This window comes from Burkholderia sp. BCC1047 (assembly GCF_902833155.1).
Classification (GTDB): Bacteria; Pseudomonadota; Gammaproteobacteria; order Burkholderiales; family Burkholderiaceae; genus Burkholderia; species Burkholderia sola.
Map to the genome: position 1 here is coordinate 1 of NZ_CADFEH010000050.1, position 12,691 is coordinate 12,691.

The 12,691-nt window shown below is 61.5% G+C and carries 12 protein-coding genes, 2 tRNA genes and 1 pseudogene; 8 read left to right on the forward strand and 7 right to left on the reverse strand.

Translation table 11 applies throughout. From position 1 onward, the window contains the following. The first annotated feature begins 311 nt into the window (after window positions 1-311). Window positions 312-503: a hypothetical protein gene (locus tag HWX55_RS36245; protein WP_244140697.1), complete on the forward strand. Its 192-nt coding sequence runs from the start codon at window positions 312-314 to the stop codon at window positions 501-503. A 1,079-nt stretch (window positions 504-1,582) separates the two neighbouring features. On the opposite strand, the gene HWX55_RS33105 is transcribed toward HWX55_RS36245, so the two are convergent. From HWX55_RS33105 to HWX55_RS33120, 4 genes are all read right to left on the reverse strand, one after another. Then, window positions 1,583-3,358: a YfjI family protein gene (locus HWX55_RS33105; protein WP_155754499.1), complete on the reverse strand. Its 1,776-nt coding sequence runs from the start codon at window positions 3,356-3,358 to the stop codon at window positions 1,583-1,585. A gap of 85 nt (window positions 3,359-3,443) precedes the next feature. Beyond that, on the reverse strand, window positions 3,444-4,214 hold the full coding sequence (locus HWX55_RS33110) for a hypothetical protein (RefSeq protein ID WP_175978764.1): 771 nt from the start codon (window positions 4,212-4,214) through the stop codon (window positions 3,444-3,446). Between the two features lie 252 nt (window positions 4,215-4,466). Then, window positions 4,467-4,543, reverse strand: a tRNA-Arg gene (locus HWX55_RS33115). Between the two features lie 180 nt (window positions 4,544-4,723). Beyond that, window positions 4,724-5,554: an undecaprenyl-diphosphate phosphatase gene (locus tag HWX55_RS33120; RefSeq protein ID WP_050013665.1), complete on the reverse strand. Its 831-nt coding sequence runs from the start codon at window positions 5,552-5,554 to the stop codon at window positions 4,724-4,726. Between the two features lie 479 nt (window positions 5,555-6,033). On the opposite strand from HWX55_RS33120, the gene HWX55_RS33125 reads away from it, so the two are divergent. From HWX55_RS33125 to HWX55_RS33145, 5 genes and pseudogenes are all read left to right on the forward strand, one after another. After that, on the forward strand, window positions 6,034-6,945 hold the full coding sequence (locus HWX55_RS33125; protein WP_175978765.1) for an aldose epimerase: 912 nt from the start codon (window positions 6,034-6,036) through the stop codon (window positions 6,943-6,945). A 131-nt stretch (window positions 6,946-7,076) separates the two neighbouring features. Then, on the forward strand, window positions 7,077-7,778 hold the full coding sequence (locus tag HWX55_RS33130) for a peptidoglycan DD-metalloendopeptidase family protein (RefSeq protein WP_012328258.1): 702 nt from the start codon (window positions 7,077-7,079) through the stop codon (window positions 7,776-7,778). A 367-nt stretch (window positions 7,779-8,145) separates the two neighbouring features. Further along, a pseudogene (locus tag HWX55_RS33135) lies at window positions 8,146-8,418 on the forward strand (AMP-dependent synthetase); the annotation flags it as partial. Window positions 8,419-8,500: 82 nt separating this feature from the next. Beyond that, window positions 8,501-8,824 (forward strand): DUF2288 domain-containing protein, encoded by a 324-nt coding sequence (locus HWX55_RS33140; protein ID WP_050013661.1) that lies wholly within the window; start codon window positions 8,501-8,503, stop codon window positions 8,822-8,824. Window positions 8,825-8,834: 10 nt separating this feature from the next. Continuing rightward, window positions 8,835-10,214, forward strand: a complete 1,380-nt coding sequence (locus HWX55_RS33145; protein WP_175978766.1) for an MATE family efflux transporter — start codon at window positions 8,835-8,837, stop codon at window positions 10,212-10,214. A 19-nt stretch (window positions 10,215-10,233) separates the two neighbouring features. Here the strand turns inward: HWX55_RS33145 and HWX55_RS33150 are convergent, their stop codons facing one another. Next, window positions 10,234-10,410, reverse strand: coding sequence for a hypothetical protein (locus tag HWX55_RS33150; RefSeq protein ID WP_175978767.1), 177 nt, complete (start codon window positions 10,408-10,410; stop codon window positions 10,234-10,236). A gap of 136 nt (window positions 10,411-10,546) precedes the next feature. On the opposite strand from HWX55_RS33150, the gene HWX55_RS33155 reads away from it, so the two are divergent. Continuing rightward, window positions 10,547-10,717, forward strand: a complete 171-nt coding sequence (locus HWX55_RS33155) for a hypothetical protein (RefSeq protein ID WP_006476323.1) — start codon at window positions 10,547-10,549, stop codon at window positions 10,715-10,717. Between the two features lie 206 nt (window positions 10,718-10,923). Here HWX55_RS33155 and HWX55_RS33160 read toward each other — a convergent pair whose 3' ends face one another. Beyond that, window positions 10,924-11,730 carry a GNAT family N-acyltransferase gene (locus HWX55_RS33160; protein WP_175978768.1) on the reverse strand — a complete coding sequence of 269 codons (807 nt, stop codon included), beginning with the start codon at window positions 11,728-11,730 and terminating at the stop codon, window positions 10,924-10,926. A 170-nt stretch (window positions 11,731-11,900) separates the two neighbouring features. Next, window positions 11,901-12,365: a phosphohistidine phosphatase SixA gene (gene sixA, locus HWX55_RS33170; RefSeq protein ID WP_175978769.1), complete on the reverse strand. Its 465-nt coding sequence runs from the start codon at window positions 12,363-12,365 to the stop codon at window positions 11,901-11,903. 161 nt (window positions 12,366-12,526) lie between these two features. Here sixA and HWX55_RS33175 point away from each other — a divergent pair. Continuing rightward, window positions 12,527-12,603, forward strand: a tRNA-Pro gene (locus tag HWX55_RS33175). Window positions 12,604-12,691: the final 88 nt, after the last annotated feature.

The following is a 12,691-nucleotide window of genomic DNA, read 5'->3' on the forward strand; positions in this document are numbered from 1 at the left end:
CGTCGATCACTCCGTTCCCCTGCCCGTTGCCGAGCAGGTCAGTGTTCTACGTGGGTCAATATTCGATGCAAATTACTGCGTAGGGTGGGTCAGGATTCCGTGCAAATCAACATCGAGTGGTTTAGCAACGTATCGTGCGGCGTTCTTGTGTATCGTAATGCCGCTGCTCTCCTGTATCTACGCTCATTTTAGCGACACAAATTATTCCACACCACACTGCTCATGCAGATGCTAGCGTTTACGTGACCGTCAATTGAGGCAGTTTCCTGTTACGTTACAATCAGCCTTCTCCGAACAGCTCATACGCGTCCATGCAAGTCCACGTTGCGTACGAACACAGCCTGAGCGATGCTCCTGACGACTTCATCGTACGAGTGCCGTCTCAGCTCATCGATGACGTTCCAGCAAACATTCCGCCCGTACTGCTTCCTGAGTACGTCACGAACCTGATTCTTCAACGATCACCTCAGATCGGAAAGGTTCGAAATCTTCGGCTGCTGTGAGGCTGAAGATTGCCATGATGCGCGCAGCAGAGGATGGCATTCGATTGTCCTGTCGGACATAGGGTAGATAGATCCCTTATTTTTAAAGATCAGTCTCGTGGTCGACTCGACCACTTCGAGTTGAGAACTACGCTGCGTGTCCTTAGCGCCCACAAGGCGCGTTGGACACTTCGCTATTTTAAAGTTTGATCTCGTCCCTTCGCGGGGACTCGATAAGTTGACGCTCCACGAGGAGTCCTCGTTCCGCTTAATAAAGTTAGTCGGTGACCTTTGAGGGTCACCGATAAAAGGGTAACGCTACGCTTATGCTTAACAGCATAAGCTCCGCTAATTAGCCTCGACGTTGCTTCGCTCGTCTCGGAGAACGGGGTTGGTTCAAACCATAAGCAACGCAATAAATTTTTATACAAAACCTCATGTTTGATAAACAAATTGCTTCCGTGCAAACTATCGGGCTAAAGCCCTATCGTTCGAACGAAAGCAATTTGTTGCGTACTATGTGATTTCCCCGAAGGGGAACCTGTAGTCAAGTTTGTATCATGCGCGCCGGGCGCCTGCTCATCACTGGTAGTTCAATCAAAAAATCAAAACGCCCCACCGTGCGGAATGATGCGCCGCCCAAGCATCAACGCGCTCACCACAATCTTCCATCCATTCCATCCAGGTAGCGTCGCAAGACACTGCACCGAGCGCATCGATAAAGGTGCCGTGGGCTCGTCATATGGCTGCATACGGGGTGCGTACGCCGCGCTTTTGACAATACAACCGATCGTGGTCGCGCAGCCACAAGCCACTTTTTCGCCCTATAAAAGGCGAAAAAGCGGTTGGAGCATGAACGGTTTCATCTATTTTGAGAAACGTGCGCACAGATCTTCCGGATGGCGCACGATGAAAAGGGACGAACAAGGCACTTAGATCGACAACACGAGTCACGCCTACTCACATCAGACAACGATAAGCATCGGCATTAGGTAATTTTTACCTATGCAAGGTTGGGAGAATCGATGTTGCGGGTCATTTCGACCGCTTCTTAGCACGGGAGGAGTCGTCGTGATAACGTGTGCGGCGCCACATTGAAATTAAGGACTTCGGTGTGCTTGAGCCTGCTTCAAAAATGGAAGAAATTCCTCCAAGCTACCGTCGTCCATAAGCCGGTATCCATGACCAGGAGGGGACAGATCAAGTAATACAAATTCCGTCCCTTTCGTTGAGGATCCGACTTTTTCCGATCTTCTACGAACTATGCTTCTCTCGTTCAGCCACGCGAGTACCGTATCGTAATAAGTTGGATTATTTTTCAGACCGAATCGATGACAAAACTCGCGAAGTTCGTTCGAACGAATTCTTATATTCGCATCACCAGTTGTCGCGCGTTCAGGAACTCGGCCACCATTAGCCGCCGCGACGCGATCCAGCAACTTTTTGTAGACGTACTTCGCAGCTTCCTTGATCGATTTATCAGGATTGAATATCCTTGAAAATTCGTCCAAATACCAGTTGGCAACCTTAATTGCATCAACAAGTGTTTGCTCACCTATCTCCATGGCAATATCGATTCGCATGTCATCCGAATCGGTATGAGTCACGCGCGCGCTGGCGAAGAAATGAAAAAGCGCGGCGAGTCTAGCAACATGCTCAGAATATCGATTGACAAATTCTCGTTCATAGACGTACTTACCACCGTCCGCCATTCCGCGCTCTTTTTCATCATGCTCTCTTTCCCATCGAAGCTGAGCAGCAGGCGAAAACCGCAGGCATACTCTGTTCCGAGCACGTGCCGCGATATCAAAATTCCCAGCATCGAGAAGCTCTTGTATCCGGCTATTGAACCTGTCAATCCATACGGTCGAACGCTGCTCCGTGCTGTCAATTGTGCGCGTTCCATATACCGTCTCTGGTCGAGCGATTAGCATCCGAGGAATGAATCCGATCGTCTTTGCGCGCTCGCCTTTCTTCTCGAGAAAACTGTCAAATACTGATGGTTGAATCATTAGCGACATCGTTAGACGAGGATCACTCACTGAAAATGTATCTCGCGGCGTTCGCCCGACTACATCTATTCCCTGTCCATCCCAAATTCGGTCAAGCCGCGCCATGTCGGAATCACTTCGCGCATTCAGAAAGTCAGCCGCCTCGTTGCTAACTAGTCCTGCTGCCGGCCAATTCTCACACAATCCACGCTCGATTTCACGTATCGAGATGGCGGAATAGAGCATGCGACGAAACTTCGGCTTAGGGTTTTGAAACGGCCTCGAACGCAACTCGCCAAGCTCTTCCTCGACCTGTGCGAGACGTGCCTCTACGTCCGCAGCTTTGTCTTCGGAAGTACTGCGAGTCTTTCGAATGAGAGTCATCAGCGTTCGCTGAAGCCCGCGCTCCATATCCTGCCGATTCTTTAGCTCTATTTCGTAGGCTGACTTCTGCCGCTCGTACTCTACTTTCGCTCGTCTATCGTAGGCTTCGATAGTTGGTGTAACAGCCCTGTCGGCACGCGTTTTGCGCGCACCAGAGTCAGCCACCACGAGCATGAAAAGCGAGCAAACGGATGCTTCACCGAAACCTCGATCAACCAGCACAAGATCTTGACAAGCAACCGATACAGCCGCAAGTGTCGCTTGGACCGCAATAGGGGCAGCGAGCTTGTCTCTTCGACAGATTTCTATTACGGCAGCCCGAATACTCTCCGGTAGCGCGTCCAAAGGAAAATCCGTGGCAACTTTGTAGTCAGGAAACGAAAGGGCATCATCCCCTTGATTCTCGCGTGCAGTAAGAAACGTCGACATTCTTGATATTTCCGCAGATCCGTAATCCGTCCTGTTCGCCGGGAAAATCATTTGATTGTCGCCGAGCGTCACCACATATTCCCAACATACGCATGCACTGGGCCGCTGTCACGGACTAGCGCTCTGAGTAACGATGGGGACCAACACGAAAAGGCGATTACTTGTCCGACACGGTTCCTTTCAGGATGCGGTCAACCGAGTCGAGCGGCCAAGCAAGGGACCTATTTGCCTGCTTGGCTGGCGCGACACCACGATAGTGGCCGTCTTCCGAATGGCGTTTGTAGATCGTCTGCGGCTGAACGCCGAGCGCAGCTGCAAGCTCTTCAGTAGTCAGGTGTTGACGAAGGGGATTGATTACAACCTGTGCGTCCCCGACACTAGACGCTATAGGCACTACGGCAATTGAGCCACGGCGCGCCGCTTTAATCGCACGACGATCAATCTCGTTAAGCCTCTCCAGGATCAACTCAAGCGGCTGGGCCGTCTTCGCAGCATATAGAGCCACCTCGAACGGCAAATGACCGCTCGGGTAGCCAACCATATCTTTGAATACGTCGATCCACTGGAAGCGATGGTGGACAGCAAACCGCTCTTTAATCTCGTCCTCGACGCACCAGTCGATGAACTCGATGGGTTTCATTCCGATCTCGGAATCGCGTCCGCGATCTTCGCACCAGTCTTTCCACTGCTTCAAGATTGTTCGAGCTTCGTGATACTGGCCGATCCCGAAGCCAACAATCTCGTTGCCATCCAGGCTGACACCACCACTTTTCAGAAGCTCGGCACTGTCACCTTGCGGCTGAATGCCGGATAACAGCAACGCCGCCATCACCGGCGTCCAATTCGCCATATCGAGATAGCCGCGCAGTGTCTCGTGTAGCTTCGCGCTGAATTCGATGATTTCCTGTGGCGTCTTCTGGTGCGTCACTCTTCACCCCGCTCCGTTATAGCACCGCCGGCCGATCTGGCCTGCCCGAGCGTCGTATCGTGCCACACCTGAAGCGGAACGGACACACGATGGCTGCCCTGCCCCTCGGCTTTACTGCGCGCCATCAGGAGGGCCATTCTGAAGTGGATTGAGCGCGATTTGCGTAGGCCGCGAACGCCTACACGGCGCCTACATGAACTTCTTGATAAGCGGGCATAGGATTCGAAACGCAAGCTAACCCGTTGATTGTATTGGCCCGCCCTACACGATTCGAACGTGTGACCTACGGCTTAGAAGGCCGTTGCTCTATCCAACTGAGCTAAGGGCGGTCGGGGAGAAAAGACACGGCCTTTCGCGGACCGTATTCGGCATCGGGCTTTCGAGTAACGCACGGCAGCGACCGCACCGCCAAACTCAAACCCCCGAAACAAAACGGGCCCGGCACAAAGCCGAGCCCGAAATTATACCCGATCATCGCACCAGATCACGCGAGACCGGCCCCCGCGGCATCAAACCGGCTGCGGATGCAGCATGAACCAGCCGAGGCAGAACACGCCGGCGATCACGCAATACACGCCGAACGACGCGAGCCGGCCGCGCCCTTCGAAATAGCGCATCAGGAACCGCACGCTCAGGTACGCAGCAATCGCCGTCAGCACGCCGCCGAGCAGCGCATCGGCGAGCTGGTCGCGCGCATGGAACAGCTTCGGCAATTCGAGCACGCCCGCGGCAAAGATGATCGGCGTGCCGAGCAGGAACGAGAATTCCGCCGCCTTCTCCGCCGTCAGCCCGGCCACGTTGCCGGCGATCATCGTCAGCCCGCTGCGCGAGAAGCCCGGAATCAGCGCGCCGATCTGCGCGAGGCCCACGAAGAACGCCTGCTTGAACGTCATCTTCTCGGGCGGCTGATGCGCGCGGCTGCGCTGGATGCGATCGCCGACCCACAGCAACACGCCGTTGACGATCAACGCGATCGCGACGATCCGCAGATCGTGAAACACGCGCTCGATGCGCTTCTCGAGCAGCAGCCCGACGATGCCGGTCGGGATCGTGCCGATGATCAGCGCCCACATCAGGTGCCCGTCGTCATTCTTGCGGCCGCCGAGCTGCGCGAAGAAGCCGCCGATCAGCGCGATCCAGCGTGCGCGGAAGTACCACAGCAGCGCCAGCGCGGTGCCGAGGTGGAGCGCGACGAGGAACGGCAGCAGTTGCGGCGCGTGCTTATCGATGTGCATGCCGAACAGCGCCGGCACGAGCAGCGTATGGCCGAGGCTGCTGACGGGGAAGAGTTCGGTAACGCCCTGCAGGACGCTCAGGAATACCAGAAACCAGAGGCTCACGCGTCGGTCCTTTTAGTGAAGATTAAGCGGGAAGGAAGGCGGACGACGCGATGCGCGTCCTGAAAAACGCGCCCCGATTATGCCGAGCCAGGATTACTGCGCCAAGGCATTTGGCAGGATATTGCGGCGCTGCACACAAACACTTGCAATTTGTAAGCGCGCAGAAAGCAAAAAGCCCGCCATTTGCATGGCGGGCCTGTCGACTTCGGCAGGAATTGCCGTCAGCGGCCGAGCTGATAGAAAAATAATACCGTGCTGCCGGTAAACATGCCGAACAGTGCGATTCCCATTGCCATTGCCAGATCCATGGCCCCCTCCACGAAGTGTCATGACCCGGCAACATCACCGGTTTAGAGGCATTATCCCGACGGTCGACAGTGTTAAAAACTCGCAATTTCCCGAGAAGGGTTTTCCCCGACCGGCCGCGGCCCGATAATGGAACGCCCGTTGCTCCCGTCACCCGCCCAACCCGATTCGCCATGCCGATCTTCCAGCAACACGACATTCACGAACTTCACGCCGGCCCGTCGCTCGTCCGGGTCGCCCCGCAATTCGGCGGCCGCCTGCTCTCCTGGCACGTCGAGGGCGAACCGGTGATCTTCTGGCCGGAAACCGCCGACTGGAGCAACCTCGCACGCGTGCGCGGCGGCAATCCGCTGCTGTTCCCGTTCCTCGGCCGCCACCGCGTCGACGGCGAGATCGGTCGCTGGCGCGACGCAGCCGGCGTCGTCCGCGACCTGCCGATGCACGGTTTCGCACGCGATCTGCCGTTCGACGCGCACCCGTCGGCCGACGGCGCCGCGCTGTCGATGACGCTCGACGCGAACGATGCGCTACGCGCGAGCTACCCGTTCGATTTCCGGTTCGAAACGACCTACCGGCTGGCCGACGCGCATACGCTGGACGTCGCGCTGACGACGACCAATCGCGGCGACACACCGCTGCCCTATTACGCCGGCCACCATTTCTATTTCGCGCTGCCGCACGGCGAGCGGGCCGACACCGTCCTCGAGCTGCCGCCGACGCACCGTTGCCAACAGCGCGCGGACGGCTCGATCAGCGCGCCCGAACCGGGCCAGGCCCGTTATCGCCTCGACGATCCGGACATCCTCGATCGGTTTCACTGCCTCGACGGTCAGCCGTTAGCGCCGGTGCGCATCGTGATGCCGGGCCGCCGCCGCACGATCGAGATCGCGCTGGACGTGCCGGGCTCGATCCCGTGGTACGCGGTCACGACGTGGACCGAAAAGCCGGATTCGGATTTCTATTGCGTCGAGCCGTGGCTCGGCCTGCCCGATGCGATCCACAACGGCCGCGGGCTGCGCATGCTCGCTCCGGGCGCGACCGAAACGGCCACGCTGCGGATCCGCGTCGCGCCGCTCGCCGGCTGATTCGACACGCACCGAACCGGGCGCGGCAGCCGCACCCGCGACCGAAACTGCGGTGCGCGGGTCGAACCCGTTAAAATCTGACGTTTTGTGTTGCCTGCCGCGTCACGCGCGGCGGGGTTTTGCGAGGTTCAATGTTCGGAACAACAACGAAGCGACTCTTCGCAGCCGCCTGCGCCGCCCTGCTCGTCGCGTGCGGCTCCGCGCCCGTCGGCCCCGGGTTCTATCGCGTCGAGCGTGGCGACACGCTGTACAAGATCGCGCGCGAGAACCGCACGTCGGTACAGAGCATCGTGCGCTGGAACCAGATGACGAACCCCGACGCGATCGAAGTCGGCCAGGTGCTGCGCGTCGCACCGCCGCCTGGCACGACCACCGCATCGACACCGTCGACCACCGGCACCGGCAGCGCGGGCCGCGCGCGCCCGGCCCCTTCCGCGCCGGTCGAGTCGGCCGTGAAGCCGGCCACGAGCATCGCGCTGATCTGGCCGGCGGCCGGCAACGTGGTGCGCACGTTCGACGGCTCGAAATCGAAGGGCATCGACATCGCGAATTCGCCGGGCACGCCGGTGGTCGCGGCCGCGCCGGGTGTCGTGGTCTACGCCGGTAACGGGCTGCGCGGCTACGGCAACCTGATCATCCTGAAGCACAACGCCGATTACCTGACGGCCTACGCGCACAACCGCGCGCTGCTGGTGAAGGAAGGCCAGTCGGTCACGCAAGGGCAATCGATCGCGGAGATGGGCAACAGCGACAGCGATCGCGTCGCGCTGCATTTCGAGCTGCGCTATGGCGGCCGCTCGATCGATCCGTCACGCTACCTGCCGGCGCGCTGAGCGCACGACAGACGACACGCGACGCCGGCGCGCATCGCGTGCCGTCGCGTCGGAAACGAAAAAAATCGAGTCAGCGCTTGGGCAGACGTCCGGTGAAACGGCCGGACAACGGATCGACGTGACGAGCAAACGCCACCAGCACCCCGATTCCAATCAGGCTGAACCCCGCAGCTATCAGAAGCAAATCCATGGTCACACCACTGTTTTGTCTTGATCTTATGCGTCATTGTGGAATCGTGCACTGAGCCTCGCCTATTGGACGAGTCCGAACATTCCCTATCAGGAAACACCATTGTGGATTCGTCTGCGTGAATTCCTGATGTAAGCCGTTCACCCGAGGCCACGCTCGACACCAGGAGGCCACCCGATGCTGCCCGCTGCCGACTGCTACGACCCGCTGCTCTCCCGCTTCCAGTGGGACATTCCGGCGCGCGACAACATCGGCGTGGATGTGTGCGACAAATGGGCCGACGGCAGCGGACGCGTCGCGCTGATCCACGAAACGGCGCAAGGCGACGTTTTCCGCGTCACGTTCGACGCCCTGAAGAATGCCTCTAACCGGCTCGCGAACAGCTTTGCGCGTGCCGGCCTGCGGCGCAGCGACCGGATCGGTATCTTTCGCGCGCGACGCCCGCCGACCGGGCATGGAGCGGCCCGCCCGCGGCGCGGCCCGCCCGGCCGGATGGTTTATAGTGGCGCCACGCAGTCTTTCCAAGAAACCGATGTCCTCTGATCAACACGCCGCCGCGGGCGCGTCGCACAGCCCGCTCTACGCCAAACTCCTCGGCGAGACCGCCAAGATCGACTGGTGCGATCTCGAGCGCTTCTTCGCGCAGGGCAAGCTGCTGTCGATCGCACGCGACCTCGATCTCGTCAGCGTCGCGGAAGCCGTCGCCAGCGACGACGCCGAACAGGTCACGCGCTGGCTGTCGTCCGGCCTCGTCGCGCGCATGCCGGCCGAGACCGCCGCCGACTACGCGGCGCGCAATCCTGAGCTGTGGGCGGTCGTCGTCTCGCCGTGGGTCTGCGTGCAGGAACGCGCCTGACGCGTCCGCCATGTCCGACTCCGCGTTACCGCATGGGGCCGGCGGCGCTGCGGCCGCCGTCACGCATCGACGCGTCCTCGCGCTCGCGTTTCCGATCGTCGTCGCGAACCTGACCCAACCGATCCTCGGCGCCGTCGACACGGCCGTCGCCGGCCACCTCGACGGCGCGCAATATCTCGGCGGCGTCGCGCTCGGCGGGCTGTTCTTCAATTTCGTGTTCTGGGGCTTCGGCTTCCTGCGGATGGGGACGACCGGGCTCGTCGCGCAGGCGCATGGCGCCGGCGACGCCGCCGGGATCCGCCTGAACCTGCTGCGCGCGCTGATCGTCGCGTTCGCACTCGGCGCCGCGGTGCTGGCGCTGCAGGTGCCGCTGCTGTCGTTCGCGCTGTCCGCGCTCGGCGGCAGCGATGCGGTCCGGGCGACGGCCCTCGCATACAGCCATGCACGGATCTGGAGCGCACCGTTCGCGCTCGCGAATTACGTGGTGCTCGGCTACCTGCTCGGCATGCAGCGCGTGCGGCTCGCGCTCGTCGCGCAGGTGTTCATCAACGCGGTGAACATCGCGGCCGTGCTGCTCTACGTGTACGGCTTCGGCTGGGGCATCGCGGGTATCGGCGCGGCGACCGCCACCGCGGACGCATGCGGCTTCGCGCTCGGCGCGTGGATGCTGTGGCGGCTGCGGCCGCGCGGCCTTGCACCGCTCGCGGTACGCGCGCTTGCCGACCGCGTCGCGCTCAAGCGGCTGATCGCGCTCAATCGCGACATCTTCCTGCGCACGCTGTGCCTGCTCGGCGCGTTCGGCTGGTTCGCGCATCTCGGCGCGAAACAGGGCGACGCCACGCTCGCCGCGAATGCACTGCTGCTGAATTTCCAGACCTTCATGGCGTACGGCCTCGACGGCTTCGCGCATGCGGCCGAGGCGCTCGTCGGCGCGGCGGCCGGCGCGCGCGATCGCCGCGCATTCCGGCAAGCGGTGCGCGTCACGCTGTTCTGGTCGGCACTGGGCGCGCTGCTGTTCGCGCTCGTTTACTGGGCGGCGGGCGGCTGGATCGTCGCGCGCCTGACCGATCAGGCCGAGATCCGCGCCGTCGCGCTGCGCTACCTGCCGTGGGCCGCGATCTCGCCGATCGTGTCGGTCTGGGGCTTCCTGCTCGACGGCGTGTTCATCGGCGCGACGCAGACGCAATCGCTGATGCGCGCGATGGTCGTGTCGTTGTCGATCTTCGTCGCGGCCACGCTCGCCGCCGTCGGCACGTTCGGCAATCACGGCCTCTGGTTCGCGCTGCTGCTGTTCATGGCGGCGCGCGGCGCGACGCTCGCGCGCTATTTGCCGGCGCTGTTGCGGCGCATTGGCGCCGACCCGCAGGCCGCGTCCGCGGCCCGCGCGTGACGGCGGGCCCGGCCGAGCGTTACTGCACCGGCTTCGGCGACGGCGCGTCGAGCATCGACGGCGGCGTCATGTCGGTCGGCACGCCGTGATAGTCGGCCGGATCTTGCGGCGGGTGGCCGCGGCGCGCCTGGCGAGGATCGCTGCTGCAGGCGGCAAGGAGGGATGCGGCCAGCACGGCCAGCACGAAACGGGTCATCAGGTAGAGCTCCGGAAAACGGCGCGCCCATCGCACGCCGGGACCGCGCCGAGTCTAGCGGAAATCCGGTTTCGAGGTCGCGCCGCACATGTCCTACTATGTACGCATGGCGCTGTGCCGTTGAAAGGAGGCTGCCATGTCGTCTGAAGAAATTGCGGGCCTGATCGGCCTGTTCATCGGTCTGATGGTGCTGGTCGCGCTGTCGTACTTCGAGTCGCGCGAATACAAGCGCAGCCACGAAGGCGAAGGGATGATCCACCACTGGATGGCGGAACACCACCTGCTCGACTGGCGGCGCAAGCACTGAGCGCGTCGCTGCCGTCCGGCCCCCCCTCTCGGGCCGTCGAGAACGTGCCGCTCCGCGGCACGATGACGGCTGCGTATCGCTAAAATTATCAGGGCCCGATAGGCGAACATAGGCAGGATGTACGAACGCCGTCGCGCGGCAACTGCCACGCGACGGCGTTCGCTTGCGCGCGCCGCACCTCGGGCGCACGACGCGGTTCAGACCGCTTAGCCCAGGAAGTGGCGGGCGTAGCGCGCGTTGATGTCCGACAGGCGGAACAGCGTCAGGAAATCCGCGCAGTTGAAGTCGGGATCCCAGGCCGGGGCGCCGCAAATCTTCGCACCGAGACGCAGGTAACCCTTGATCAGCGGCGGCGGCGCGACGACGGTGCCCGTCTGCAGTTCGTCGACCGGCAAGGCCGTGTGCGGGAACGCGCGATACTCGGGCGCCGTCAGCGAGCCCGCCGACAGCGACTGGTACAGGTTGGCCGCATAGTGGCCGCCGTCGGCCATCGACACGCTCGCGCAGCCGAGCATCGTTTCGTAGCCGTTCTGCATCATGTACGCGCCCAGACCGCCCCACAGCGCCATGATGACGGCGCCGCTGCGGTAGTCGCTGTGCACGCACGAGCGGCCGACCTCGACCATCTTGCCGCGCAGGTGCGTGAGGCGCGACAGGTCGAATTCGCCTTCGGCGTACAGGCGGCCGACACGCGCCGCCTGGTGCGGCGGCAGCACGCGGTACGTGCCGACGACTTTCAGCGTGTCGAGATCGCGGACCAGCAGGTGGTCGCAATACACGTCGAACGGATCGACGTCGAGACCGGACGGGCCGCTGACCTGCGCGCCCATCTCCTCGGCGAACACGTTGTAGCGCAGGCGCTGGGCTTCGCGCAATTCGTCTTCCGTACGCGCCCATGCGGCGCGCAGGCGATACTCCGATGTGACGGTTTCACTGGCGCGCGGCAGGTGGCGCCGCGACGTGTCGAGGGGCAGCGAGGCAAAAGGGAGCGTAGGCGTCGGCAGTTCTCGCATTAGGCTTTCCTGATCGTAAGGAATAGGACGACATGCCCGCCAATGTAGTAACCGGCCGTGACCGTTATGTGGCACGACCGTGTCTTTTCAATGACGTGTCGCCGAATTGACTTTAGCAGAAAGCTTGCGAAACCGTACGATCAATCCCTTCAAACCCATTCAGGCGGGCTTCACACCAGTTCGGGCGTCAGTACCGCCCGCAGCACGGCCTGCCGGCTGCCGTCGCGCGTGCGGCTCGCGAGCCACACGATTCCGCCCTTCTTGACGCTCCAGCTGTCGTCGCCGTCGCCGACGATCAATTGTGCGGCGACGCTGCCGAGCGTCGGCTGGTGGCCGACGATCACGACCGTCGGCGCGATGCCTTCCGGCCAGCCGGCCGCCGCCAGCACGTCGTCGACACTGCCGCCCGGCGCAAGCGCGTCGACCGTGCGGTACTGGTCGGTCAGCGCCTCGACGGTCTGCACGGTTCGCGCCGCCGGGCTCGCGAGGATCACGGCATTCGTCTCGAGCCGGCCGCGCAGCCATTTGGCCATCGCCTGCGCGTCCTTGCGGCCGCGCACGGTGAGCTGGCGCGCGAGATCGCTCGTCGCGTAATCTTCGGCTTCGGCGTGGCGCCACAGGATCAGGTTCATCATGATGTTCTCCTTGCTTCGGCGAGCGGCCGTGCGCGCATGCGCGCGGGCCGGCCGATCATCATGGGAATTGTCGCAAATCGTGGCGAATTCGCCGCCGCGGCATTTACCCGCATATCGTGATTGACCGAATCGGCCATTCAACGTTATCATCTTTGGCTCGTCGGAGCGTAGCGCAGCCTGGTAGCGCATCTGATTTGGGATCAGAGGGTCGTAGGTTCGAATCCTATCGCTCCGACCAAAGGAATCAAGGGGTTACATGCCAAAAGCGTGTAACCCCTTTTCCGTTTACGGGCGATTTTTACGAAGCCCTTGAATCGCCCACTCGT